Origin of the sequence: Bosea sp. BIWAKO-01 (genome assembly GCF_001748145.1) — a bacterium.
GTDB lineage: Bacteria > Pseudomonadota > Alphaproteobacteria > Rhizobiales > Beijerinckiaceae > Allobosea.
In genome coordinates this window covers 6,299,986-6,325,605 of record NZ_BCQA01000001.1, presented here as the reverse complement: position 1 = coordinate 6,325,605, position 25,620 = coordinate 6,299,986, and the positions used below count along the sequence as shown (strand labels likewise).

Annotated in this window: 23 protein-coding genes; 12 read left to right on the top strand and 11 right to left on the bottom strand. The window is 65.0% G+C overall.

What is annotated here, in order from left to right:
• The first annotated feature begins 47 nt into the window (after positions 1 to 47).
• The 3 genes from BIWAKO_RS29405 (at position 48) to BIWAKO_RS29395 (ending at position 3,830) form a co-directional block, all read left to right on the top strand.
• Positions 48 to 944: a transglutaminase family protein gene (locus BIWAKO_RS29405; protein ID WP_069881658.1), complete on the top strand. Its 897-nt coding sequence runs from the start codon at positions 48 to 50 to the stop codon at positions 942 to 944.
• Positions 945 to 1,240: 296 nt separating this feature from the next.
• A complete protein-coding gene (locus BIWAKO_RS29400) occupies positions 1,241 to 2,380 on the top strand; it encodes a fructose-1,6-bisphosphatase (protein WP_274533599.1) in 1,140 nt (379 codons plus the stop codon).
• Between the two features lie 124 nt (positions 2,381 to 2,504).
• A complete protein-coding gene (locus tag BIWAKO_RS29395; protein ID WP_069881656.1) occupies positions 2,505 to 3,830 on the top strand; it encodes an epoxide hydrolase family protein in 1,326 nt (441 codons plus the stop codon).
• A gap of 239 nt (positions 3,831 to 4,069) precedes the next feature.
• On the opposite strand, the gene BIWAKO_RS29390 is transcribed toward BIWAKO_RS29395, so the two are convergent.
• Positions 4,070 to 4,444, bottom strand: coding sequence for a DUF1622 domain-containing protein (locus tag BIWAKO_RS29390; RefSeq protein WP_069881655.1), 375 nt, complete (start codon positions 4,442 to 4,444; stop codon positions 4,070 to 4,072).
• 238 nt (positions 4,445 to 4,682) lie between these two features.
• Complete coding sequence (locus BIWAKO_RS29385) at positions 4,683 to 5,843, bottom strand: MFS transporter (protein WP_084651991.1); 1,161 nt, start codon at positions 5,841 to 5,843, stop codon at positions 4,683 to 4,685.
• A 279-nt stretch (positions 5,844 to 6,122) separates the two neighbouring features.
• On the opposite strand from BIWAKO_RS29385, the gene BIWAKO_RS36165 reads away from it, so the two are divergent.
• Complete coding sequence (locus BIWAKO_RS36165) at positions 6,123 to 7,025, top strand: cell wall hydrolase (RefSeq protein ID WP_069881654.1); 903 nt, start codon at positions 6,123 to 6,125, stop codon at positions 7,023 to 7,025.
• A 169-nt stretch (positions 7,026 to 7,194) separates the two neighbouring features.
• Here BIWAKO_RS36165 and BIWAKO_RS29375 read toward each other — a convergent pair whose 3' ends face one another.
• The gene (locus tag BIWAKO_RS29375) at positions 7,195 to 8,004 is read right to left on the bottom strand and encodes a sulfite exporter TauE/SafE family protein (protein ID WP_069881653.1); all 810 of its coding nucleotides are present in this window, start codon (positions 8,002 to 8,004) and stop codon (positions 7,195 to 7,197) included.
• A 985-nt stretch (positions 8,005 to 8,989) separates the two neighbouring features.
• On the opposite strand from BIWAKO_RS29375, the gene BIWAKO_RS29365 reads away from it, so the two are divergent.
• Both BIWAKO_RS29365 and BIWAKO_RS29360 read left to right on the top strand, forming a co-directional pair.
• Positions 8,990 to 10,309, top strand: a complete 1,320-nt coding sequence (locus tag BIWAKO_RS29365; protein ID WP_069882903.1) for an MFS transporter — start codon at positions 8,990 to 8,992, stop codon at positions 10,307 to 10,309.
• Positions 10,309 to 11,559 (top strand): anion transporter, encoded by a 1,251-nt coding sequence (locus tag BIWAKO_RS29360; protein WP_244523580.1) that lies wholly within the window; start codon positions 10,309 to 10,311, stop codon positions 11,557 to 11,559. The genes BIWAKO_RS29365 and BIWAKO_RS29360 overlap by 1 nt, the downstream gene beginning before the upstream one ends.
• Before the next feature lie 201 nt (positions 11,560 to 11,760).
• Here BIWAKO_RS29360 and BIWAKO_RS29355 read toward each other — a convergent pair whose 3' ends face one another.
• Both BIWAKO_RS29355 and BIWAKO_RS29350 read right to left on the bottom strand, forming a co-directional pair.
• Positions 11,761 to 13,524, bottom strand: a complete 1,764-nt coding sequence (locus tag BIWAKO_RS29355) for an MOSC and FAD-binding oxidoreductase domain-containing protein (RefSeq protein ID WP_069881651.1) — start codon at positions 13,522 to 13,524, stop codon at positions 11,761 to 11,763.
• A gap of 64 nt (positions 13,525 to 13,588) precedes the next feature.
• Complete coding sequence (locus BIWAKO_RS29350; RefSeq protein ID WP_069881650.1) at positions 13,589 to 13,873, bottom strand: hypothetical protein; 285 nt, start codon at positions 13,871 to 13,873, stop codon at positions 13,589 to 13,591.
• Between the two features lie 213 nt (positions 13,874 to 14,086).
• Here BIWAKO_RS29350 and BIWAKO_RS29345 point away from each other — a divergent pair, with 213 nt between their 5' ends.
• Together BIWAKO_RS29345 and BIWAKO_RS29340 are read left to right on the top strand one after the other, a co-directional pair.
• The gene (locus tag BIWAKO_RS29345) at positions 14,087 to 14,434 is read left to right on the top strand and encodes a hypothetical protein (RefSeq protein ID WP_069881649.1); all 348 of its coding nucleotides are present in this window, start codon (positions 14,087 to 14,089) and stop codon (positions 14,432 to 14,434) included.
• 23 nt (positions 14,435 to 14,457) lie between these two features.
• The gene (locus BIWAKO_RS29340; protein ID WP_084651989.1) at positions 14,458 to 14,742 is read left to right on the top strand and encodes an SDR family oxidoreductase; all 285 of its coding nucleotides are present in this window, start codon (positions 14,458 to 14,460) and stop codon (positions 14,740 to 14,742) included.
• A gap of 274 nt (positions 14,743 to 15,016) precedes the next feature.
• On the opposite strand, the gene BIWAKO_RS29335 is transcribed toward BIWAKO_RS29340, so the two are convergent.
• From BIWAKO_RS29335 to accD, 5 genes are all read right to left on the bottom strand, one after another.
• The gene (locus tag BIWAKO_RS29335) at positions 15,017 to 16,804 is read right to left on the bottom strand and encodes a peptide ABC transporter substrate-binding protein (RefSeq protein ID WP_069881648.1); all 1,788 of its coding nucleotides are present in this window, start codon (positions 16,802 to 16,804) and stop codon (positions 15,017 to 15,019) included.
• A gap of 705 nt (positions 16,805 to 17,509) precedes the next feature.
• A complete protein-coding gene (locus tag BIWAKO_RS29325) occupies positions 17,510 to 17,836 on the bottom strand; it encodes a hypothetical protein (protein ID WP_069881646.1) in 327 nt (108 codons plus the stop codon).
• A gap of 304 nt (positions 17,837 to 18,140) precedes the next feature.
• The gene (locus BIWAKO_RS29320; protein ID WP_069882901.1) at positions 18,141 to 18,521 is read right to left on the bottom strand and encodes a YkvA family protein; all 381 of its coding nucleotides are present in this window, start codon (positions 18,519 to 18,521) and stop codon (positions 18,141 to 18,143) included.
• Positions 18,522 to 18,723: 202 nt separating this feature from the next.
• Entirely contained in the window at positions 18,724 to 19,899 is a 1,176-nt protein-coding gene (locus tag BIWAKO_RS37185; RefSeq protein ID WP_176733228.1) for a hypothetical protein, read from the bottom strand.
• A gap of 940 nt (positions 19,900 to 20,839) precedes the next feature.
• On the bottom strand, positions 20,840 to 21,721 hold the full coding sequence (gene accD, locus BIWAKO_RS29310; protein ID WP_069881644.1) for an acetyl-CoA carboxylase, carboxyltransferase subunit beta: 882 nt from the start codon (positions 21,719 to 21,721) through the stop codon (positions 20,840 to 20,842).
• Positions 21,722 to 21,999: 278 nt separating this feature from the next.
• Here accD and BIWAKO_RS29305 point away from each other — a divergent pair, with 278 nt between their 5' ends.
• The 3 genes from BIWAKO_RS29305 to BIWAKO_RS29295 all read left to right on the top strand — a co-directional run bounded on the left by BIWAKO_RS29305 (position 22,000) and on the right by BIWAKO_RS29295 (position 23,670).
• A complete protein-coding gene (locus BIWAKO_RS29305; RefSeq protein ID WP_069881643.1) occupies positions 22,000 to 22,497 on the top strand; it encodes a c-type cytochrome in 498 nt (165 codons plus the stop codon).
• Positions 22,498 to 22,558: 61 nt separating this feature from the next.
• A complete protein-coding gene (locus tag BIWAKO_RS29300) occupies positions 22,559 to 23,056 on the top strand; it encodes a hypothetical protein (RefSeq protein WP_069881642.1) in 498 nt (165 codons plus the stop codon).
• 257 nt (positions 23,057 to 23,313) lie between these two features.
• Positions 23,314 to 23,670, top strand: coding sequence for a hypothetical protein (locus BIWAKO_RS29295; protein WP_141740283.1), 357 nt, complete (start codon positions 23,314 to 23,316; stop codon positions 23,668 to 23,670).
• Positions 23,671 to 23,733: 63 nt separating this feature from the next.
• On the opposite strand, the gene BIWAKO_RS29290 is transcribed toward BIWAKO_RS29295, so the two are convergent.
• On the bottom strand, positions 23,734 to 23,925 hold the full coding sequence (locus tag BIWAKO_RS29290; protein ID WP_069881640.1) for a hypothetical protein: 192 nt from the start codon (positions 23,923 to 23,925) through the stop codon (positions 23,734 to 23,736).
• Positions 23,926 to 24,126: 201 nt separating this feature from the next.
• Between BIWAKO_RS29290 and BIWAKO_RS29285 the strand changes: the two genes are divergently transcribed.
• On the top strand, positions 24,127 to 25,542 hold the full coding sequence (locus tag BIWAKO_RS29285; protein ID WP_069881639.1) for a cytochrome P450: 1,416 nt from the start codon (positions 24,127 to 24,129) through the stop codon (positions 25,540 to 25,542).
• Positions 25,543 to 25,620 lie beyond the last annotated feature (78 nt).

Here is a 25,620-nt window from a genome sequence, read left to right as displayed (position 1 = left end):
GACCCCGCCAGTGGGAGGCGGCTGCTCGACGAGACAAGGGGGAAACCATGGCGCTCCTAGGCAGGATCACGCACACCACGACCTATCGATACGCCAAGCCTGTCACCTTCGGCACGCATCGAGCCTTGTTCCTGCCCAGGAAGGGCGCAAATGCACGTCTGCTCAGCTGGTCGGCAAAAACCAGCGTTCCTTCGAAAATTCACTGGATCAGCGATTCCCGCTCCAACGCCGTAACGGTGATGGAGTTCACTGAACCCGGCAGCGAACTGACATTTACCTTTGAAGTCTGCGGGGTTTATTTCGGGGTCAGCGGGGTCGAGGCGTTTCCCCTCGACCCTCGGGCCGAGGAAATTCCGGTCCAGTACACGCCCGACGAGTGGACCGACCTGGCGGGCTATCTGCGCCCTCATGCGGAGGATGCCGACGGGAGTCTGGCCGCATGGGCGAAGAGTTTCGTTGCCGGCGACCAGGACCGAACGACCGATGTCCTGCGCCGGATGCTGACCATTTTTCGCGACGGCTTCCACTATCAGGCGCGGGAAGAGGAGGGGACCCAGACGCCTGGCGAGACCCTGCGCCTGAAATCCGGGACATGCCGGGACTACGCTTGGCTGATGACCGAGGCGCTGCGGCGGCTCGGCTTCGCATCCCGTTTCATCACGGGTTACCTGTATGACGGGGCTGTCGATGGCGGCGCGGTTGGCGTCTACGGGGCGGGTGCGACCCATGCGTGGCTGCAGGTTTTCCTGCCGGGTGCCGGCTGGCTCGATTACGATCCGACCAACCAGATCAGTGCCGGTTTCGATCTGATCCCGGTGGCCGTAGCCCGACATCCCGGTCAGGCCATTCCCCTGGCGGGCTCGTGGTTCGGCGATGCGAATGATTATCTCGGCATGACGGTCAATGTTGCCGTCGAAAAGCTCGGCGAAGCCCCCGATGTGTGAGGGCGGCCGTATTCGGGGGGCACTGCCCTCGTCAGCTCCGGTCTGATACAGTGCCGTCATGACATGGCGCGTGAAAGGCACGCGTCGCCCTGACCGGTAACGGCGGTCCGCCGCCGCGGACGCAAAGGGACAAGTCACTGCCGTTCGCCCTCCCGACGCGGCTCTGGATGTGCGTGGAACCGCCCGCGGGGCCTGATGCTGGTATCTTGCTGACGTGAGCCGTGCCGCCGTTCCGGCGGAGAGCACCGGGGCAATGACGCGGCCGCCGAGCCATGGGGCGGGGAATTGCCATGCGAATGACCGTTTCCATCATCAAGGCCGATGTCGGCTCCGTCGGCGGGCACACGAAACCCTCGTCCCGCATGCTGGACAGCGTCAGGAGCGAGGTCGCGCAGGCGATCGAGAGGGGGCTGCTGATCGACGGCTTCGTCTGCCATACCGGCGACGATATCGCGATCCTGATGACCCATTTGCGGGGCTCGGGAAACCGCGAGGTGCATCAGTTCGCCTGGGCCAGCTTTCTGGCGGCAACCGCGATCGCCAAAAGTTCGGGGCTCTATGGCGCGGGCCAGGATCTTCTGGTCGACGCGCCATCGGGCAATGTTCGCGGTGCCGGCCCGGGTGTCGCCGAGCTCACCTTCGAGCACAGCCTGTCGGGCGTGCGGCCGGCGGAGTCCTTCATGGTGTTCGCTGCCGACAAATGCGGTCCCGGCGCCTACAACCTGCCGCTCTACCTGGCCTTTGCCGACCCGATGTACTGCGCCGGGCTGATGCTGCCGCAGATGATCAAGGGCTTCCGCTTCCATATCATCGACATGGACAACACGGCCGGCGACAGCGTGATCGAACTCGATGCGCCGGAGGATAGCTACCGCATCGCCGCGCTGCTGCGTGACAACGAGCGGTTCGGCATCGACCGCATCGTCTCCCGCAGCCATGGCGAGCCGGCGGCGGCGGTCTCGGCGCAGCGCCTGCACGCGATCGCCGGCAAATATACGGGCAAGGACGACCCCGTCGCGATCCTCAGGAACCAGGGGATCTTCCCGGCGCCGGAGGAGATCATCTCGCCCTTCGCCAAGGCGCATTTCGTGGGCGGCGATGCGCGCGGCTCCCATGTCATGCCGCTGATGCCCGTGCCGCTCAACACCGCGGTGACGGGGCTTTACTGCCTGCCCATCGTCTCCTGCGTCGGGTTTTCCATCGACGGCCAGGGCCGCTTTTCCGAATCCCATACGGATTTCTTCGACAACCCGGCCTGGGACGAGGTCCGCCGGCGCGCCCAGAGCAAGGCGATCGAGATGCGCAGCCAGGGCTGGTCCGGGGCCGCGATGCTGCCCTATTCGGAGCTGGAATATGGCGGCTTCCGCGACACCGTGGGCGAGCTGATCGATCGCTTCAAGATCCGCGACGCGTGCGAGCCTGCCGCAGCCGAGTAGCGGGGACGCTGTCAGCCAGATCGCAGCGGCGTCGTGATCGAGGCCAGGCCGGCTCGCCATCCCAGCGACAGAGGGCTTCGTCAGCACCGTTCCCGTCTCCGCCTTAACCCTGAGGAGAACCGCCATGCCCGGCCCGGACCCGTTGATCGGCCGCAGGAGCTTCATCGCATCGACCGTCGTGGGAACGATCGGCGCGATGCTTCCCGCCATGAGCGCGACCGCTGGTCCGTCTCCCTCGCGCTCGCCGCAGGAGACTGCGGCCGCAGACCCGAAGGCGAGCGGCGACAGTTCGATCCGGCCATTCCGCTACCACGCGACCGACGAGGAACTCGCCGACCTCAAGCGCCGCATCAAGGCGACGAAATGGCCCGAGCGCGAGAACGACCCGACGCAGGGCGTCAGCCTCTCGACCATCGAGAAGCTCGCCAACTATTGGGCGGACCACCATGACTGGCGAGACGCCGAGGCACGGATCAACGGCTACCCGAACTTCGTCACGACGATCGACGGGGTGGATATCCACTTCATCCAGGTGAAGTCGAAACATCCGAACGCGCTGCCCATCATCGTCACGCATGGTTGGCCCGGATCGATCATCGAGCAGCTGAAGATCATCGACCCGCTCACCGATCCGACCGCGTTTGGCGGCACGGCAGCCGATGCCTTCGATGTCGTGATCCCGTCGCTGCCGGGCTATGGCTTTTCCGGCAAGCCGGCCGTCAACGGCTGGGATCCGCAGCATGTCGCACGCGCCTGGGCGGTGCTGATGCAGCGGCTCGGCTACACGCACTATGTCGCGCAAGGCGGCGATTGGGGCAACGCGGTCACCGAGCAGATGGCGCTGCAGCGCCCGGCCGGCCTGGTCGGGATCCACACCAACATGCCCGCCACGGTTCCGGCCGAGATCGCCCCGCTGCTACCCAACGGCCCCGAGCCGGCGGGCCTGGATGCCGAGGAAAAGCATGCTTGGGACCAGCTCGTCGATTTCTATGCGAACGGGCTCGGCTACGCGCAGGAAATGGCGGGCCGGCCGCAGACGCTCTACGCGCTGGCGGATTCGCCGGTGGGGTTGGCGGCCTGGATCATCGACCACGACATCCGCAGCTACAACCTCATCGCGCGCGTCTTCGATGGCGCGAAGGAGGGCCTGACCCGGGACGATATCGTCGACAACATCACGCTGTACTGGCTGACGAACACGGCGGTCTCCTCGGCGCGGCTGTATCGGGAGAGCAAGCTCGCGTTCTTCGCGCCCAAGGGTGTGCCGCTGCCGACCGGCGTCAGCGCGTTCCGCGACGAGATCTATCAGGCGCCGGAAAGCTGGACGCGCAAGGCCTATCCGAACCTGGTCTTCTACAGGCGCCACGACACGGGCACGCATTTCGCGGCCTGGGAGCAGCCGCAAGCCCTGACGGACGATCTGCGCGCGACATTCCGCTCGTTGCACTGAGGCGTTCGGCACACTGCAACCATGACGGCCGCGCGCTGCCGTCATGGTGCAGCAGCGAGATACTGGGCGACAGTGCTTGGTGCTGGGCCTGCGCCCCGCGGTCCGACGATGAGCGGTGGTCATGACGAAGGCCAGAGCCCGGACCCATCAGGCTGATCCGGCGCATAGGACAGGGATCCGGCGTGGTTCGCCGTGATCGGGCTGCTGACCGCCGATGGCGCGGGCACGAGGCGCCGTACTCAGCGGGTCAAATCCCGCTGCCATGGCCATCGCCCCTCGATTTCGAGCACCAGTGTCCAACTGAGAAACGTCCGCACCACAACCAGGCCTGCGAGTAGCCCGAGGCTGGTGAAGGTAAGCTCGATCGCAATGGTCTTCACGATATCGGCTGCCACCAGCACTTCCAGGCCAAGCAGAAGCGACCGGCCGATGCGTATCTTGTATTGATCGTAATACCGTTCCTCTCGACGTCGAGCTACATAAACGTAAGTCGACCAGACGATGCCGGCAACGATGATAAAGACGCCGAATGTCTCGATACATGTGCCAACGAGACGAATCCAGTGGCTTACATCGGCTTCGAGGGCGAGCAGGTTCTCGATTCTGGTGCTCATCTTTTATCACCCCACCCACCCGGGCTGAGCCTGATCCCGATCCGATCGTCGACTTCCCGTGTCCTTGGCAAGCGGGTTGTACCCCAAAATGCCCGGTTCTGGCTCTCATGCGAAGTGCAGGTGAACCGGGAAGGAGCCCGCCCGTTGGCGGCGCCGGGGCAGGGCGATTGCGAATGGCGGGACGACCGTGGAAGGCAGACCTGAGCCCGCCGACGCCGCGAAACGCGGGCGGCGTGTCTCAGGCGCTGCGCGAGGACAGGCCGACGACGACCACGACCGTGATCATCAGGCAGCTCACGACGATCAGGGCCGTGGACAGGGAGACGGCCGTCATCACCGCACTGGCCAGGATGACGCCGGTCGCGTTTGCGGTGCGCAGCAGCGCAAACACCTCCGGCCGCTTCTTCGGAGGCGCAAGCGAATCGAGAGCGAGCGAGTAATAGGTGCCGAGCGGCGCCAGAACCGCTCCGACCAAGACCGCGCCAAGGACGGTGACCGCCAGCGAGATCTGGAGCGCAGCGAGGATGGAGCCGGCCGTCATGATCGTCAGCTGGACCAGGACGGCCCTGCGTGTCTGCATGCGGTTGCGAATGCTGACCCAGACACCACCCGCCACCGACGCCAGGCAAAGCGGCACCGTGAACAGGATCGCCAGCGTCGGCTCGTAGCCGAAATGCAGGGCGAGGGCGACAGCGCCGATCTCGAGCGCCGCCACGGTCGCTCCGCCAGCCGCGGCGCACATCAGCCAGAGCAGGATCGCCGGACTGACGACCGAGGCATCGGGATGATGCGCGTCTTCCTGTGCCGCCGCCGCCGTCGTCGGCACCAGCAGGGCCGGGATCGCCCCGAGCGCCGCGACGACCATCACGGCGAAGACCGGCGAGACGCTGCCGAGCCCGGAGGCGGCGACGGGCGCCAGGACGAAGGTGACCTCATTCAGGGTCGCGGCGATGCCGAGCGCTCTCGGCAGTTTCGCGGCCGGCGCCAGCGCGTTGAGCACGCTCCGCATATAGCCGAAGGCCGCGCCGTTCACCGCTCCTGCCAGCGCTGAGAACGCGACCAGCCAGCCGAACGCCGCCGAATGGTGCGCCAGCATTGCGATAGACAGAAGCGCAATCGTCCGGAAGACCACGAGCAGGCGCAGGAACGTCGTCGCCGGCAAGCGTCTCCCGGCCCGGGTGATCGGGATCGCACCGACCACCTGTGCGAGCGTCATCGCCAGGATCATCGCCGCGCCGCCGCTGGTGTCTCCCGTGAGGGCCAGGGCGACCAGCGCGAAGGCGACCGGCCCCGCGGCCTGCGGGACGGTCAGCGTCGCCGATGAGATGAACCACCGGACAAGCAGGGCTGTGCCCGATGTCCCGGGGCTGCCGGGTGTTCCAGGTCTGAATGTCGCCACGCACCGGAACCAAAAAGCGGGCCGGGCCGACCCCGGAGATGTGAAGCCCGTGACAGGACCGAAGACGTTCCCTCGTCGGCCTGCCTAACAATATTCGGGATGCTGTCAATCACGCCTTGAAATGCCCGGCAGCCGCGCCGTGTTGACGGCCGAACCGTGGTCGGGCACCTTCGCCATGCTTTTCGAAGTTAACGTTCTGTTAAAACATTCAGGGTCCCTTCCATTGACGACGGTCCGCCGCCTGCGGCGGCCCGGAGCCCGTAATTAGGAGGTTGCCGCATGAAGCGCGCCGTGATCGCTGCCAATGCCGTCCGTCCCCTCGGTAAGAGCCGCCCCGGCCGCAAGGCGATCCCGCTTCTGATTTCACTGGTTGCGCCGGCGCTCGGCGCCTGCAGCATGTCGCCCGTCGAGACCGCCGCGACGGCGGCGCCGGGGGCAAAGGACCCCCGTGAGGCGCGCAAGCGCGCGGTTGCCCTGGCCAAGGCCGATCCGCGCGAGAAGGACTGCCTCGTCCGCGCGATGTATTTCGAATCGAACCGCTCGAGCGAGGCGGGTCTGCTCAGCGTTGGCACGGTCGTGATGAACCGGGTGGAATCGCCGCGCTATCCCGAGACGATCTGCGGCGTCGTCGGAGCGCCGCGCCAGTTCGCTGCCGGCGTGCTGACCCGCCCGATGGCCGCACGCGACCTGCCGAAGGTCGAGGCCATCGCGGAAGACATCCTCAATGGGCGGCGCCACGAGCCTGTCGGAGCGGCCAAGCATTTTCACATGGCCGGGATGCGCTTTTCCTATCCCAACATGCATTACGTGACCCTGGCAGGCGGGAACGCCTTCTATGTGAAGGGCGAGCGGCCTGAGCGGCGGCGCATCGAGGAGCCGAACTATCAGCTCGCTGCGCTCAACATGCCTGCGGCTCCTGCCACCACCTCGACCGTGCAGACCTCGTTTGCCGCCGCGCCGCTGGCTTTCGCCCCGGAGGCTCCCGCGCCGGCCGCTGCCGCGTCGGCAAACCCGACCCTGACGCTCGTCAGCACGATGCGGTTGCCGCCCAGCCGGCCCTATGATCTCGACCTGCCCAAGAAGACCCTGCGCGCCTTCAGCGCGCCGCCGACGAGCGGCGTCCGCGTGGCTGCGCTGCCGCCCGAGACCCGCGGCCTGCGCGGCGGCCTGTCGCTGGACTGACCGGCACGCGAGCTGCTCCGCCGGCCCCGGCCATGGTGGCCTGTCGGCGACACCGGTTTGGGCCTGGCGATCGTCTCCGTGAGGCTCAAGCGCGAGGGCCAGGCGGCCTGTGGCAACGGCTGACGACGAGCTGTCGCGACGCGCCGCAACTGGGGTGGGTGGGGCACGGTCACGCGTGCCGCCAGATTTTCACGGCGGAGACCAGCAGGATGACCGCCAGGGCCGGAAGCAGGACCCCGTTGGGAACGACGCCGAGCAGCAGCCCCCCGATGAAGGTTCCGACGATCGACCCTGCCGCCATGACGAGCAGAAAGGTGCGGTTCCGGCCGATCACGGCAAAGCTCTGGTCGCGGCTATAGCGCGTGAAACCGACGATCATCGTCGGCAGCGACACGGCAAGCGAGAAACTGCCCGCCAGCTTGATATCCGCACCGAACAACAGGACGAGCGTTGGAATCAACAATTCGCCGCCCGCGACGCCAAGCAGCGAGGCGACGACGCCAATACCGAAACCCGCGACCACACCCGCGACGAGTTGCGCTGAGCCCGTCAGCAGCGGCTGACCTGCCGTCGCATCATGGCCCAGGACCAGAACGGCCGCGATGGTGACGAGCAGTGCGGCGATCACCTTGTAGAACGTTTCCGATCGCAGGCGTGTTGCCCATCCGGCGCCGAGCCACGCGCCCAGCAAGCTTCCCGCAAGCAGGTTCAAGACAATCGGCCAATGCGCTGCAATTGTTGCGAAAGGCACCGTCGCGGCACGGAAGGGCAAGGCTGAGGCGACCACGACGAGACTCATCGCCTTGTTCAGAATGACAGCTTCCAGAGCGGCAAATCGGAACACGCCGATAAGGAGGGGCAGCCGGAACTCGGCGCCGCCGAGCCCGATCAATCCGCCGAGCGCACCGATGACCGCCCCGCCGCCGAACGCCACAGGCAGCTTCCGGGAGGTTGGGACGACCGCTGCTTCGGAGCGCATGACGCTCTATCTCGTTGAGAATAGCGCCGACCGTAGGCGCTTGCTCGTGATGTCCGCAATCGGCGAGAGGCGGACGCCATAAGCGTCGATCATCGAGTGCTTCCGTCAGCTTGCAACCGTGGCGGAGGGGGATCACTCCGCTTTAACTAGATGATGTACGCGTACGCTCCGAAGAAAACGAAAATGCAGCAATAGAAAATCTTAGACCGAAAGAAAGGTTTTATATCTGCGAAGCTCTCCACTTTATGGGTGGCCGCATAAATGAACCATCCCATCATGATTATTGGAAAAACTAGAATCGAAAGCAGGAATGGACCCGTGATCATTGATCGTTGTTCAGCCAAAAATTTTGTGATCAGAAGGAATACCGCCGAAGTCATCAAGCATAGGAACGGAATAGCCCCGTCATGACGTAATTTTGGGAAAAGCCTTTGCAAAAATTGCATGGGAATAATCTCTATCTACCTGTGAGGCATTCTGATTCTAAATCTTTGATTTAGTGTTTCGAGGTCGACATGTTTTTTCTGCAATGACGTTAGCTATCGCTTCGGCCGGTCTAGCCCCATCTCACCTCAATGTCCGCTCCGGGGCGAAAACGGATGCTATTCGCTTGGATATGTTGATATCGGTAGCAACTCTAGCGACGGCTCGGCGAGCCAACAGACTGCGCGACCGTAGCGCTCCCGGGCAGCCAACAGGTGAGCGAGCGTGGGCCGCTTGCATCGCGGGACATAAGGCTTGGACTTCATCGAGCCCGTACATCGATACCGACTTGGTATCTTCTGCCCAGCCGATTTCCATAACTGGGCAATGGTCCTGGAACCCCGCCTGACCTAAGCCGTTGATCGGCATCTGCGCGGCAGGGTGCCGGGCGGAATGCCTGCCGCCCAAGCGGCTCCTGTCGTTCCACCGTCATCGCCACGCCGTCGCCCGCGCCGAAGGCAAGCGCTGCGGCCAGCCGGCCCGGTGCTTGAGCCTCAGGACCTTGGCCGAGGACCATGCCGATGCCGTCGCGAACCCCGTCCGGGTCAGGTCCAGCTTCCACCGCGCCTTGCGCGGGCTCGACGCGCTGAATTTCTGTCTCGCGGATGTGCGAGATGGGCTCGGGCCCTATCTCGCGATCTACCTGATCGCGGTCAGAGGCCCCGACCAGGGCTGGAACGAAGCGACCACGGGCCTGGTCATGACGATTGCCGGCATCGCCGGGCTGATCGCGCAGACGCCGGCGGGCGCGCTGATCGACCGGACGAACAACAAGCCTGCCATCGTCATCGCCGGTGCGCTGGCCGTGACGCTGTCATGTCTCGCGCTGCCGTTCATCGGCAATTTCTATCTAGTTGCCGCGACGCAATCGATCGCCGGCATCGCCGGTGCGATCTTCCCGCCAGCGCTGGCGGCGATCACGCTGGGCCTCGTCGGACCCAGGATGTTCTCGAAACGGATCGGCCGCAACGAGGCCTTCAACCATCTCGGCAACGCCGTCTCGGCCGCCATCGCCGGCGGCACCGCCTATGTCTTCGGGCCGATCGTGGTGTTCTGGCTGATGGCCATCCTCACAGCTTTCAGCATCGGCGCGATGCTCATGGTTCCGCGAGGGGAGATCGACGACGAGATGGCGCGCGGCCTGGCGCGCGCTGACGGGCATGACGAAAAGCCGTCGGGCCTGAGGGCCCTGCTGCAGAACCGGCATCTGCTGCTGTTTGCCTTGATCTGCGCCGTCTTCCGCCTCTCGAATGCGGCGATGCTGACCTCGGTAGGCCAGCTCCTGACCAAGGTCGTCGGCAAGGAGCAGGCGACCTCGCTGATCGCCCTGTGCATCGTGGCGGCGCAATGCGTCATGGTTCCGATGGCGATCATGGTCGGGGCCAAGGTCGATCAGTGGGGCCGCAAGCCGATCTTCCTGCTGGCCTTCGGCGTGCTGGCGCTGCGCGGCGGTCTTTATGTCCTGTCGGACAACCCGTTCTGGCTTGTCGCCGTACAGGCGCTCGACGGCGTCGGGGCAGGGATCTTCGGGGCGTTGTTTCCTGTCATCATCGCCGACCTGACACGCGGCACCGGACGCTTCAATGTCAGCCAGGGCGCGGTCGCGACGGCCCAGGGACTGGGCGCCGCGCTGTCGGCATCGCTGGCGGGCATCATCATTGTCTCCGCAGGCTATTCGGCGGCCTTCCTGACGCTGGCGGCCATCGCCTGCCTCGGCTTCGTGCTGTATGTCGTGCTGATGCCAGAAACCAAAGACTACGCGCCGCCGACCGGCCGCTCAGATGCTCCCGCGACCGCCGCCTCCACCGGCGTGAGCACCTGATGCAGCTTCCCGGCTGGAGCACGATGATTCTGCCTGCCGAGGCGAGCAGGATCGCTGCCATCGCGATCTTCGTGGCAACCTATGTGGCCCTCGCGATCGGCCGCCTGCCGGGCTTCCGGATCGACCGGACGGGCGTGGCTCTGATCGGCGCCACGCTCATGCTGGCCTTCGGCGTGCTCTCGCTGGAGGAGGCGTATAAGTCGATCGACCTCGACACCATCACCCTTCTGCTCGGCATGATGATCGTCGTCGCGAATTTGCGGCTCTCGGGCTTTTTCCGGATGGTCAATGGCTGGGCCGTGAAGCGGGCGCATCACCCCGTTCTTCTGCTGGCGGCGATCGTGCTGAGCAGCGGCATCCTCTCCGCCTTTCTGGTCAATGATGCGATCTGCCTGGTGATGGCGCCCATCGTCATCGAGCTGACCCGGGCGCTCAAGCGCAATCCGGTGCCCTATCTGATCGCGGTCGCGCTCGCCTCCAATGTCGGCTCGACGGCGACGATCACCGGCAATCCGCAGAACATGATCATCGGGACGCTCTCGCAGATTCCCTATGGTGCGTTCACGGCGGCGCTGGCGCCGGTGGCGGCCCTTGGCCTGCTTGTCACGGTCGCGCTGGCCGTCCTGCTCAACCCGCGCGAATTCTGGACCCGGGAGCGGCTGCCCGACGCCGAACTCGCTTCGCATTATCATGGCTGGCTCGTGGCGAAATCCGCGCTGGTCACACTCGCGATGATCGTCCTGTTCTTCCTCGGCCAGCCGGTTGCCAAGGTCGCCATCGTCGCGGCTGGCCTGCTCTTGCTGACGCGCCGGATCCGGCCGGAGAAGGTCTATGCGGAGATCGATGGATCCTTGCTCATGATGTTCGCCGGGCTGTTCGTCGTCGTTGCCGGCCTGGAGCACAGCGTCCTGACCCACAATGTCGTCGCGGCGGCGGGGCAGCTCCATCTCGACAACACGATGGTGCTCAGCGCCGTGACCGCCGTCCTGTCGAACCTCGTCAGCAATGTTCCAGCCGTCCTCGTCCTGAAGCCCTTCGTCGCGCCGCTGGCCGATCCGCAGCGCGCCTGGCTCGTCGTCGCCATGGCCTCGACGCTGGCGGGCAATTTCACGCTGCTCGGCTCCGTCGCGAACCTGATCGTCGCCGAGCGCGCCGCAAAGGACGGCATCACGATCGACTTCTGGAGCTATTTCAAGATCGGGGCGCCGCTGACGCTGATCACCATCACGATCGGCGTGCTGCTGCTCTAGCTGAAGGAGACCGTTACGCCGCTTCGAGCCATTCGCTCAGCGCCAAATAGCCGACTCTTGCTATCGCCCGGAAGCGGGCATAGCCGTTCGAGACGGCACAAGGCCCGGTCTCGCCCCATGTGAGACATGCGAGCGTGCTCGGTCTGGTGGTGGCAGCGGCACTCCCAGATCCCATTGAAGACGCGCGGATACTCAGTTCCGTCACAGATCGACGACGACGTCGCCCAGAGGCTGGGAACAGCAGATCAGCACATTGGCGCCGGCTGGTGGATCGATAGGGGCGGGCCGGTAGGTGACTTTCCCAGCAACAAGCCCGGTTTCGCAGGAGTGGCAGAACCCCGTGCGGCAGGACCACCGCGTGGGGATGTCGCAGGCTTCGGCAAGCTCAAGGAGGCTCTGAAACGCCGGCCCCCAAGCGACGCTCAAGCCACTGCGGGCGAACGAAACCATCGGCCCCGAAGCGGAAGGTCCGGGAGGCAGGTGCGGCGGCCGGTGCGGCGAGGCGGCGATCCCCGGGGTATTCGACGGACCCGCGCCGAACCGTTCAGTGTGGATCCGGCCTTCAGCGATGCCCCAGGCTGCAAGGCCTGCTGTCAGGTCGCTCATGAAGGCCGATGGCCCGCAGATAATGAAGTCGGCATTGAGCGGGACGTCCAGATCCCGAAGCGCCCCCATGTCCAAACGTCCAGGAGAATCGAAATCCACGCCCGGCCTGTCCTCGGGATCAGGCGCGCTGTAGCGGATGTGGCTATGGCCGTGGGCCAAGGCTTCGAGCAGGGTTCGGGCCTCCTGAGCAAAGGGATGCTCACGGCCGCGACGAGCCCCGTACAGCCACCAGATGTCCCGCGGCGACGCTTCGGCCGCCAATGCGTGGAGCATGGACAGGAGAGGAGTCGCCCCCACCCCTGCACTCAGGAGGACGACGGGGCTGTCGTCCGGTCGAAGAGTAAAGTTGCCTCGTGGCGCGCTCACGTCCAGCACGTCGCCAATCTGCACCGTTTCCTCGATATAGGTGCCCACCACACCGTGCGGTTCCCGCTTAACGCTGACGCGATAGCAGCGGTCGCTGGGTTCACCCGACAAGGAGTAGCTGCGCATGAGCGCCGGCGCGACCGAGGTAGGCCCCAGGCGCAGCACGACAAACTGACCTGGAAGAGCAGCCGTCAGGGGGTGTTCGTCCACGGGCTCAAGCACCAGCGAGATCACGCCGCCGCTCTCGCGAATCTTGCGCGACACCCGCAGCGGGCGGAAACCCGCCCATGGTGGAGGCGGCCCGGAAACCGGAGCGAGCCCGGCATTTCCCGTCGTCGCGCCGCCGCTCTGCTCTTGCGCGAGCAGCGCCTGGAAGGATCGGCGCCAGCCTCCGCTCAGTGCGGGGATGCGCAGCGCGCGCTCGATCTGGCTGCGAGGGTGACCGGGCATATAGAGCAGCGCATCGATCTCGGCGACGGTCATACGCTCGGCACCGATTCCGACCTGGACGATCTCATCTCCTGCTTCTACTTGGCCTTCCTCCAAAACACGCAGATAGAAACCGGGCCTGCCGCGCGCCACCAGCAGCGCGGCCATTTGCGGCTCGTTCATGCGAATACCGACCCGGTAGCAAGTGACGCGCGGCTGCGTCACTTCGAACAGGGCGCTGCCGATCCTGTAACGGTCGCCAATGCAGACCTCCTGGTCCGGCAAGCCATCGACCGTGAGATTTTCTCCAAACTGTCCATAGGAGAAGTCGCCGCGGCCTAGCTCACCTTGCCAAAAGCGATAGGAGTCCAGTTGATAGACTAAAATGGCCCGGTGCTCGCCGCCGTGCCCAGCGAGGTCTCCTTGCCCATCGCCCTCGATGTTGAGCCGACGTACCGAGCGCGGGCCTTGAACTGGTGTTTTCCAAACGGCGGTGTGGACGGTCTCGCCCCGCCACAGAATGTCGCGTGGCAGGCCCACGTTGACCGAAAGCAAGCGAGCCATCACTTCCTCCTTCTCGTGCGACTGTCGGGGTACCCTCGGCCTGAACCATCGATGGGAAGTGCACTTACGTTTTGTCAGAGAGCGGCGTGATGGGAATGCCGAGCTCTGCTCGTTCGATCAGTTCTGTCTCAACCTCAGGCTCTTCCCAGAACGGCGTTATGTCGTGCTTCGACAAGGCGGCGGTGACAGCCCGCGCGTGGTCTTCGGGCCTCGCGATATCCAATGCAAATTCGCGGATGACGCCTCGGCTGATGTGCTTCCCAACCCGCAGGTCGAACTCAGATCTGATCTCCTCAGAATGTGCTGAAGCTTCGTCGGCAACGACGTGCTCGGCCCCGGCATTGGTCATCAGGCCCTCCACGTTTTAATGGCGAGGCTCGGATCGTGCCATGAAGTCCACCGATTTTGTCAGCCAGGAGGCTTGAGATCTGAGCGGTCTCCCGGCTCGTTCCAGCCACGCATGAAAACAGAACTTTCGGCGAATGGTCGCGGGGATGAAAGGTCGTCTAAGGACAGCGACCACGCGATCGATCCGGCCAAGATCCAGAGCCATAGGTGAGCGATGCCAGGATACAAGAAAGCAGCGCTCATTGTGGCGGGAGCGCTGGCCTGTGCGGTCAGCAGCGCCCGCGCAGAGCCGATTGCTCAGTTCCTGAGTCGATCCGAAACATATCAGCAGACTTATCTGCTGGGCCTCTGGGACGGTTTCATCTTCAGTTATTTCAAGGGCGACAACGCGAATGCGCGCAAGTTCTATTATGATTGCATCCGCAAACTTAATGGGGACGTGAGCGTCCGGCGCATGTTCATCCCTTGGGCGTCGGCAAAACCGGAGTTGCGGTCGACTCACGTCCACCTGACATTTGGGCCATTCCTTTTCGCGACCTGCGGCCCGGGCCCAGGACGGTGACGATCCCAGCCACGCCCCGTGACATGAGGCGATCGCGGGAGCGTGCAAAGCGGCTGATCGCCCTGGCGCGCTCCTTCGCGATCGAACTCGCACCGCGCCGGATCACCGTCAATGTGGTGGCGCCCGGATCGACCGACACACCGATGCTGAAGGATCCGAAGCGAGCCTCGGTTGCGCCCAAAATGCCGCCCATGGGCCGTCTGGTGAAGCCGGAGGAGGTCGCGGCAACCACGGCGTTCCTGCTTTCGGAAGGGGCCGCCAGCATCACTGGCCAGCAGATCGTCGTCTATGGCGGTGCATCGCTCTGACGACGGATTTTTAGGCCAACGGATTCTGATCCGACTGCACTCCCGCGCGATCGTTCAACAGTTTCCACCCGACAGAGATGTTCACGAGAGCGGGTGCGATCCGGGGCTCTCTCTCTCATTTGATCTGGATTGCCGGAGTGGCATGGCGGCGGCTCGCGCTACAGGTCCGTCGGTTCGGATGAGACGAGAGTGTCGTCGGTCCGTTCGCCGCCTGGCCGCCAGGGGCGCCCGCTGACCGGGGCGGCGCTCCTGGCGTCACGCGGGAACGACCTCGTCAGCTGCGATACCAGCTGTTCAGGCGCCACAGATCATTGTCCCAGCCGCTGCTCTTGGGCGTCAGGCTGTTGCTCGCCGCCGCGACCCGGGTGCGCGAAAGCAACGGCAGGATGACGTTGGCCTCGCAGAAGATCTCATTGACCTTGATCAGCAGCGCGGCGCGCGTGACGGGATCGAGTTCCTTCTGCGCCGCCTTGTAGGCCTCGTCGGCAGCCGGGTCGGTGTAGCGCGAGATGTTGCGGCCCAGCCACTTGTTCTCCTTGGCAGCGACTTCCCAGGACACCAGCTGATTGAGGAAGCGCTCCGGGTCGGGCTGCGGCTGCGAGGATGTGTGCATCTGGATGTCGCAGTACAGCTTCGTGTAGGTGTCGGGGTTGGCGACGTCCGTGGAGAAGAACACCGAACCCGTCACCGATTTCAGCTCGAGATCGATGCCGGCGCGCTGGCAGGCCTGCTTGATGATGGCCTGGGTCTTCTGGCGCGGCGCGTTGGTCGAAGTCTGGAAGACGTATTTCAGCTTCTTGCCGTCCTTGGCGCGAATGCCGTCGCTGCCGCGCTCCCAGCCTGCGTCGTCGAGGATCTTGTTGGCCTTGTCGACGCTGAATTCGTATTTCAGCTTCTCCGACTTGAACTGCCTGGGCGCGTTGACGAAGCTCGCCGTCGCGATGCCGCCGCGGCCATAGATGAACTTCTGGATCGAGTCGCGGTCGATCAGCAGGTTGATCGCCTGGCGCACCGCCGGGTCGGAGAGCGTCGGGTGCCTGGATTTGGCGTGCGAGCGCTCGCCATCGATTTCGGTCCACGGATCCGTGGTGTTCAGGGTGATGAATTCGATGCCGCCGGTGGGGGAGGTCACAACCCTACCGCGTCCGCCGGCTTCCATGCGCTTGAGGATCTCGTCCTCGACCTGCATGTTCCAGGCATAATCGAATTCGCCGGTCTGCAGCACGGCACGCGCCGCCGAGACCGCGTCACCACCGCCCTTGACCTCGAGCGTGTCGAAATGCGGCTGGTTGGCGATGTGGTAATTGGGGTTGCGTTCGCATTGCAGGATGTCGCCCGGCTTGAAGTCGACGAACCTATAGGCGCCGGTGCCGACCGGTTTCAGGTTCGTCGGCGCCTCGCGCGACGTCGCGCCCTTGTACGCGCCGAAGAGATGTTTCGGGATGATCATGCCCACGGTGCCGACGAAGGCATCGGCCCAGAAAGGCTGGGGCGCGGTGAAGATGACCCTGACCGTGTGGTCGTCGAGCTTCTCGACCTTGAGATCCTTGTAGGCGCCGATCGTGTAGGCGGCGGTCGCCGGATCGGCGGCATATTCCCAGGTGAAGACGACGTCATCGGCGGTGAACGGCTTGCCATCATGCCATTTGACGTCACGCTTGAGCTTCCAGGTCACCGTCAGGCCGTCGGCGGAGAGACCGCCATTCGCCCGGCTCGGAATTTCCGCGGCGAGGAAGGGCACGAGATTGCCCTCGGGATCCCAGCCGGCGAGCGGCTCGTAGAACACGCGCGAGGCTTCCTGATCCTTGGTGCCGCTGGCGAAATGCGGGTTCAGCAGCGTCGCGGCCTGCCAGAACAGGATCTTCAGTGCGCCACCGCCGCCGGCCTTGGTCGGCTTGTAGTCGTCGGGCGTCTGCGTCATCGCTACACCGTGCCAGACCAGCATCTGGCTCGCGATGGGTGCCGCAACGCCGACGGCCATCATCTTCTGGATGAACGAGCGCCGCGAAAGCGCTCCGTCCTTCACATCCGCGATCAGCCGTCGCACGTTTCGTTCGTTCATGAAAAAGCCCCCATTTGTGCAAAATCAGTCAGTCGTCCCCGCGGCGGTTGAAACGTTTTTTTCCGCTCGCCCGGTCAGCAAGGCATGTGCCAACGGGGGCGTCAATTGTGCAGCGCAGGGCAACTTTGCATGAATCGCAGGGCGCTCCGGCAGACGCCGATCGGGAAAGGGGCACGCCTCTGATGGGAGTATAGCTACTACCCGCTTAGCCGCTTTTATCCTTGGCTTTATTTAGCCGCTTAATGATGATGTGGATCATCCCGCCATATACCAATGCAACTATGGCAACGTGAGTGGCTACTGTGTTGTAGAACCTACCGGCGCTCGATTGGCCGTCGATCCACCCACCACCAGTATGTCGACCCGTCGACCAAATGAAGCCAGTCTCATAAGTGTGCCAGAGCAGGTAAGCACTCGGCATACCCAGCATCGACCAGACCAGGGTAGCTATCCAAAATCGTACTGCTTGCACCAAACGGCTCCGACACTTTCGTTCCAACTCGCCACCCTCCTGCGACCTTCTGAGTGTCTGCTAGTGGGCAAGCCCCCGGCGACGTTCCGCGAGCCGGAGGGGCGGTCGCAGGTGGATGCCAAATCTTACATTCGATCGACCGGAATGTTGGATCGGCGCGTACACCCTTGATCCGAGGCTTCACACCAGACGATGCCGTCGATGCCTCGCCAAATCGACCGGCTGGTTGCGATCTAGCACGGCAGCAGCCCCCCGGTGCTTGGATCGAAGCCAGAGCACGGCTGGTTGTAGAGGACGCCTGAGCGGCCTTGGCTAGGGAAGGAATAGGAATAGGTCGGCGAGGCCGACGCACTGCCTTGCAACCGAGTGCCGTAGCTCGGCTGCCGCATCGCATCGTCGATGGCGGCTCGCGTCAAGACGCCAGCGACACCGGCGATTCCTCCGCCGAGGGCGCCGCCGATCAAATCCAGCGTGATGTCGCGCTTCGCTTGGGCTTGGGCCTGCATCGTGGCGGTGAAGAAGCTGAACGCGACGACGGAAATCGCCCAAGTGCGGTGCATGCTGGTTGCTTTCTCGCGGTTTCAGTCGGGCGTGCTACCAAATCCTGCCTTTCGGTCGCGCTAAGAAGTTTAGTAAGTGCAACTTTAAGGCGATCGACGAACAACAGCGCAGCGCCGAAGGTCAGGAATGAGCCAACTCCGCGCCTAGGGAGCGCCTTTCAATCAGCTTGGAGGAAAGGGGACATCCCCACCGCCAAAAGGGCCGGGCGGGTCAGGTCCGCTTTGGGGCGGTGAGACAGATTGCGCCCATGGAGCATGGCTGACGGCGAGCAGCCGAGAGAGCGCAAGGGCTGGGTCGGGTGTGTCAGCGGACCTGCCGAAGCACCCAGAAGGCAACCGCAGCCAGAGCCAGCAGCCAAACGAAGACGATGATCGAGGCGGCCATCACGCTGCGTGGACGAGCTGCGTGTTGCTCGGCCTCCCTCCTGAATTCAGCCATGAGGTCCGATGGGATGAGACGAACCGCCAGTGCGATACCCGCGGGGACGATCAGCAAGTCATCGAGATAGCCAAGTATCGGAATAAAATCAGGAATGAGATCGATTGGGCTCAAGGCGTAGGCCGCGACAGCGGCGGCCAGGGCTTTCGCATGCCACGGCGTTCGCGGATCGCGAGCCGCTATCCATAGCGCGACGACGTCGCGCTTGAGATGTCGCGCCCATTGCTTTGCACGCGCCAGCGTCATGACGATGCAATGGCACGCGGTCGAAGAGACGCGCAATGGGTCGAGACCGGGCTTCAAGCAGATCCGGCGGGACTGTTCGCTTGCGGGCGATGGGCCTCGATCGAGGTCGATCATGCCGCGATGGCGTGAGGGGCCGAGACAGCAAACGCCCCGGAGTGACCCGGGGCGCGTCGCGCTTCGGATCTACAGAATACACCTGCGGTTACCGGCCGCTGCCTGTGCCCCCGGTGTTGCCACCGCCGCTGCCACCATGGCCGCCGCCGTTACCGCCGCCATAGCCACCGCCGTTGCTGCCGCCATGGCCACCGCCATTGCCACCATGGCCTCCGCCGTTGCCGCCGCCATGGCCGCCGCCGTTGCCGCCATGGCCACCGCCGTTGCCGCCGCCATTGCCACCATGGCCACCGCCGTTACCGCCGCCATGGCCACCGCCGTTGCCGCCGCCATGGCCGCCGCCGTTGCCGCCGCCATTGCCACCATGGCCACCGCCGTTGCCGCCGCCATGGCCACCGCCGTTGCCGCCGCCATGGTCGCCGCCGTTGCCACCATGACCACCGCCGTTGCCGCCATGGCCACCGCCGTTGCCCCCGTGGCCACCGCCGTTGCCGCCGCCATGGCCGCCGCCGTTGCCACCATGACCACCGCCGTTGCCGCCGCCATGGCCGCCGCCGTTACCACCATGGCCACCGCCGTTGCCACCGCCATAGCCGCCGCCTTGGCCGCCGCCGTTCCCGCCCGAACCTCCGCCCGTGCCTCCGCCCGAACCTCCGCCTGAGCCGCCACCGGAACCTCCGCCTGAGCCGCCACCGGAACCGCCGCCCGAGCCGCCACCGGAACCTCCGCCCGTGCCTCCGACGGAGCCGCCACCGGAGCCGCCACCGGAGCCTCCACCGGTGCCTCCGACGGAGCCGCCGCCCGAACCGCCACCGGAACCTCCGCCCGTGCCTCCAACGGAGCCGCCGCCAACCGAGTTGCCATTACCGCCGGCGCCGGACGAGGATGCGGCCCCTCCGCCGCCGTTATTCGCGCTGGCACTTGCGCCGGCGGCGTTGGAACTCGAATTTCCCTCGCCGCCGCCGGAGCGGTCTGAGGTCCCTGAAGAAATGGCGCCTGTCGTGGTCGGCGGGCAGGTCCAGACTTGACTGCCACCCCGCTGCGTCAGGTAACACGCTGCATTGGGCGCACGGGTCGGCCGGCCATCAGGAGAAACGGCCGCATAGTACAGGACGTTGCCGCCCGCGAAGCCCTGAACGGACGATGCGCCGGCGCCGATAGACGCGGTAGCGCGTGGTGGGCAGACCCACAGACGGTCGCCGTCATACTGCTGAATGATGCAATGGCGGCTGGGTGCGCGCGTCGGGCGGCCATTCGCGCTCATGGCGCTGTAGTATCGTACCGCGCCGGCATCGCTCTGACCGAACCCAGAGCTCTCGACGGAGCCGCTCGTCCAACGACCAATCGCTGCCGTTGTTGCTGGTCCACCACGCCCGTTCCGCCGGGCAGGGTCGCATTCCCAAAGCCATTGGCTCCTCACGAGCTTGCGTTCGCAGGAGGGGTAGGGTTGCGGCGTCGGCGAGCCGTTGACTGCAAAACCTTCATGGTATTCTGGCCAGGAACTGGCGGTCGATGCTTGCGAATACGCCAATGTTGACGTCGTCACAAGAAAGCCGACCGCAATAAGGTTAGAATTTAAGTAATGCATGACGAAACAACCTCTTTTCAGCAGGTTACTTGCAGTCATAAAAAGGATTTAGATATGTTATAGCCAGCTACGTAAGCCAAGCAGTCTGATGCTTACGATAATGCGCGCGCAGTTTTCGTTGTCAATTTTACAGAGCTTACTTTAGGCGGTCGATTATTAATGCCTGCGAAGACCTAAGTCGGATGATTCCACCCGCACTTAGTGGATTGACTTCCACGCCAGTTGCGCTTTGGTTGCTGCCGCGATGACTGCGTCGGGGTCGGCTTTCCCCAGGGAAGAGCGAGATCACGCCCCGCATCGACACAGTGAGCGCCCCGGCGCAGCGGGAGCGGCTCGCCGCGCGGGTCGCTTGTTGCGTGTCGGTCCTGGTGCCGAAATTGTCCGGGGCCCGGCCAGCAAGGCGCGGGATGCGCGCCAGCGGTGCGCAACGGACCACCCGCCGCCTCCCGCCAAACGGGACGACCTGAACGAGACTTCCTCCGAGGTCAGGAACGGGCCAATGGTGCCCTTGGGCCGGCGCCCCGATCAGAATTCCCGAAAGCCGACGTCCGCGACGTCGGCGCGGGCCGCAGGGGCCTTGATCGGGGCCATCATCTCATTCAGGGCGGGATTTTGCTCATTCAGGACGGGGTCTTGGCGGTTCGCGGGTCAGCAAGCCGCAGAGCCGCGCGAGGGTCGCGCGCATCTCGGCTCTGGGCACGACGATATCGACCATGCCGTGCTCCTTGAGATACTCGGCCTTCTGGAAGCCCTCCGGCAGCTTTTGACGGATCGTCTGCTCGATGACGCGCGGTCCGGCGAAGCCGATGAGGGCGCCAGGCTCCGCGAGATGCACATCACCCAGCATCGCATAGGACGCCGAGATACCGCCCGTCGTCGGGTCCGTCAGCACGACGAGATACGGCAATTTCGCCTTCGCCAAGCGCCGCCGGGCGACGGTCGTGCGCGGCATCTGCATCAATGCCAGCACGCCTTCCTGCATGCGCATCCCGCCGCCGCTCGCAAACAGGATCAAGGGCGTGTGGTGCGAAATCGCGGCTTCCACGGCGGTGATGACGGCTTCGCCGGCCGCCATGCCATGCGCGCCGCCCATGAAATGGAAGTCCTGGACCGCCACCGTGACGGGCATGCCCTCAAGCCTGCCGCGGACCACCTTGACCGCGTCCTGCAGACCGGTCTTCGTTCTCGCCTCCTTGAGGCGGTCGACATAGCGTTTCGTGTCGCGGAAGCGCAGCGGATCGACCGGCCCTTCCGGCACGGGCACATCCTCCTCAGAGCCGGGATCGAGTGTGATCGCCAGGCGTTGCGCTGCCGTGATGCGCATATGGTGACCCGAGCCCGGGATCACCCACAAATTGGCTTCGACATCCCTGTGGAAGACAAGCTGGCCGGTTACCGGGCATTTGATCCAGAGCTTTTCGGAGGTTTCCCGCCGCAAGAGCGTGCGGATCCTGGGCCGCACCACCGCGGTAATCCAATTCGTCGGTGAATCCCGCATGGGCGTTCGTAACTCCGCTGCGTCGGTCGGACGCTAGATGGGCTCGAACGACATGCCATGCAACCGGCCCACGCTGCGGCCTTCGCGGCGATCTGGCGCTCCGTCTTGAAGCGCGGTGCGATTTCCGCCGGCCATCGAAAGCCGGCTCGCGGTCCTGGCTCGCAAAGCGGCCGGCGCTGTTCGACCCCCCTTCGTTCAGGTAGCATGGACCTGCCGCAGGAGAGTGGCCGCCCGGCGGCGAAGCGCCGGCCGGGCCGCGTCCCGCGCCGGAGGGTGCCATGCGATTCATCGCGGGTTTCGTCTCAGCCTTCATCGTCCTGGCCGTCGCCGGCCTCGCCCTCGTCTTCAGCGGTGTCGTCAATATCGCCGCCCGCGAGCCGCACAGCGCTCCGGTGTTCTTCCTCCTGCAGACCGCCATGCGCCAGTCGGTGGCCCGCCAGGCGGCCAAGGTGCCGGCGCCGGCGCCGTCCACGGACATTGCCCGGGGTTTCCGTCTCTACAACGAGACCTGCGTCTACTGTCACGGCGCCCCGGGGAAGGACCCGACCGATATCGGCAAGGGCCTCAATCCGGAGCCGCCCTTCCTGCCGGACACGATCCAGCGCTGGAACGCCGCCGAGATCTTCTGGATCGTCAAGAACGGGGTGCGGATGACCGGCATGCCGTCCTTCGCGGACACGCATAGTGATGACGACCTGCGGGCCGTCGTCGCCTTTGTGCAGAAGCTGCCGACCATGACGGAGGAGCAATATGCCACCTATGAGAAGGCGCAATGAGCGCCAGGTTCCGTGGCGGCCGGCACCGGCTCGGGCCAGACCGCATTTGAGGAGGACCATCATGCGAACCGCATCGCGCCTGCTGTCTGCGCTGTCACTGTCGACCCTGCTGATCGGCCCGGGCGCCTGGGCCGCCGGCTTCGAGTGCGGCGGGCGGCCGACCGCCGATACGCCGGCCGGGGTCAAGGACATCACCGCGCTCCTGCCGGTCTCCGATCCGCTCGACCACCCCGCCTCGCTCAACGCCGCCGTCGACACATTGCGCAGCCAGGGCCTGAGCAAGACCTTGATCATCGACAATCTGATCGGAGCCTATTGCGCCCTGCTGGCCAAGGACACGGCGCTGACCGACGCGCAGAAGACCGCCCGGCTGCGGAGTTTCAGCCTGCAGGCGACGCGTGCGGTCTACGCCATCGAGATGGCGGACCGCATCATTCTCGACGTGCCGCTGTTGCCCGACGTCGTCGACGCGGTCAGCGCCAGGGCGCGGGCGGCGGGTCTGACCCCCCAGGACTGGATTGCGCAGGCGATAGCCAAGGCACTGGCCGCGCAGCCCTGAACGACCGGGTTTTCCAAATGGATCGAGCTTGAACTGTCCGGGGCCGTTCGGCTGCGGCTGCTCGCGGCCGAGTGTCGAAGTCAGGCGGTCCGGTCAGGCAAGAGGTCCGGTCAGGCAAGTCCCGTCGGGAATGCTGGCCTCTGGACCTCCTCGGGTTCGCCGGCCGGTGCTGGCTCAGGAGCTTGTGTGATCAAGCGCATGCAAGCGAGCGCGGGAAGGGGGAACAATCCCAGCGAAACCCCGGAAGGCTCGGTCCGATGTCCCTTCACACCACGTTTGCCCCTCAATCCATCACCCGGGACGTCAGGGCCTCGATCCTTGCACGCGTTCCCGTGCTGATCGCCGCAGGTGCCCTGGTCGGGGCCATCATCCTCATGGCCTCGGCCATGCTGCGCCTCCTGCCGGATGGCTTCGCTGTCTCGCTCCATGGCCTGTCGGCGGCATTGCTGCTGGCCTGCGTCGCTCTGGCCTTCGAGCACGGCGCCAAGGATGCAGGTCGGATGATCCGCGATACCTCAGTCTTCATCCGCAGGATGCGCCTGATCTGCCTGTCGGCAGCCTTCGCATTCGGCTTCCTGATCCCGGTGTTGATCAGCATCGTCCCGCGGCCCTGACCCAAGAGGCTGGATGGCGGCCTGGAGCAGGAATCCTGCCGTGCAGCGACCCGCATCACGGGCCTATTGTGATCTGCCGGTTCTTCGTGCCAGGGCATTGAGCAAAAATGCGACCAAACCTATCAATGCAAACACGAGCGCGAATGCCATGATCCAGGACAGAACGCTTCCTCCCTGAGGTGCATTCGCCAGCAGGCGGTACATCGCCACCGCATATAAACCGGTCATTGCGATGATCAGTACGATCTTCTTCATCGGGACGCTCCCTGTTCCCCTTGGGGAATGTACGTCTCCTTGCGTGAACGAAGCGATAAGCCCTGTTGCCCTCCAGACCTCGGCGCGTGGCATCCGGCAGCGCCGATGGCCGCGTCGCCACGGGGCGAGCCTCCGCCTTTGAAACGACACCCGCACCGGTCACGCTGGCCCAGCGGTTCTTCGATTGGAGAATGACGTCGCATGGCTCTGTCAGAGGTCCCCGCCGCGCCGTCCACGAGGCGGACGCCCCCGGCGCCGATTCCGGGCGATCGCCAGCTCGGCCGTCTGGAGCTGCTGCTGCGCCTGCGTCGCAACCCGCTGACGATCTGGCGCCAGCAGCATTTCCAGGACCCGATCGTCGCGGGCAAGAGCGTGCTCGGCTATGGCGTCGTCATCTCCGATCCTGCTGCGATCCGGCATGTGCTCGTCGAGAACAACGCGAATTATCCGAAGGACGCGCTTCAGAAGACCATTCTCGCGCCCGGCCTGGGGCAGGGGCTGTTGACGGTCGAGGGCGATGCCTGGAAGCGGGCCCGCCGCACGCTTGCGCCGCTGTTCACGCCAAGACGGGTCGAGGCGCTTGCCGCCAGGATGCTGCCCCCGATCGCCAGTCAGGTGGCGCGGATGGCGCAGCGACGCGCCGGCAGGATCGTCGACATCAGCGAGGACATGACGCGGCTGACCTATGACGTGCTGGCGCAGACGCTGTTCTCGAACGCGATCGCGGGCGGCGCTGTGGCGTTCGGGCAGGCATTGACCCGCTATTTCGCGACGCAGGGGCGCATCGATCCTCTCGATATCCTGGGCGCACCGGCCTGGATCCCGCGGATCGGCCGCATTCGCGCGCGCCCCGCCATCGATTTCTTCGAACGGCAGATCGAGGCGATCGTGACCGACCGGCAAACGCTGCGCCTGTCTCATCCCGCAAGCGCCGATCCGCATGCCCGCGATCTGCTGGATGCCCTTCTCGATGCGCGTGATCCCGAAACCGGCGCGGGCCTCAGCGACGCGGAGGTCGGCGCGAATATCGTGACCTTCATCGGCGCCGGCCACGAGACGACGGCCAACGCCCTGACATGGTCGCTCTACCTCGTCGCGACGGCCGACGATGTCAGGGAGCGCCTCGAGGCCGAGGCCGATGGCGCAGCAGCCGACCCCGTCGCCGCAGTGCTCGCCGGCGATCGGCTGGCCATGACGCGCGCCGTGGTCGAGGAGGCGATGCGGCTCTACCCGCCCGTGCCCTCGCTGACGCGCGTGGCGATCACTGAGGATGAGGTCGGGGGCGTCGCAATCCCCAAGGGCGCGCTCGTGATCATCTCGCCCTATGTGCTGCATCGGCATCGCGCCCTCTGGACCGCGCCGACGCAATTCTGGCCGGAGCGCTTCTTGCCGGGAGCGCGCGAGACGATCGATCGCTATGCCTATCTGCCCTTCGGCGCGGGACCGAGGATCTGCATCGGCCTGCACTTCGCGATGATCGAGGCGGTGCTGAGCCTGACCCAGCTGATCGGCGCCTTCCGGTTCACCTACGCCGGAAGCGATCCGCCGGTCCCGCAGCAGCGGATCACGCTTCGGCCGCAGGGTGGCATGCCGATGAAGCTCCGGGCGCGTCGTTAGAGCATCGGCCCGAAAGGCGGATTGCGGTTTTCGGGGCAAAGCCGATGCAAACACAAAGGGTTAGATCATCGGTCCGGA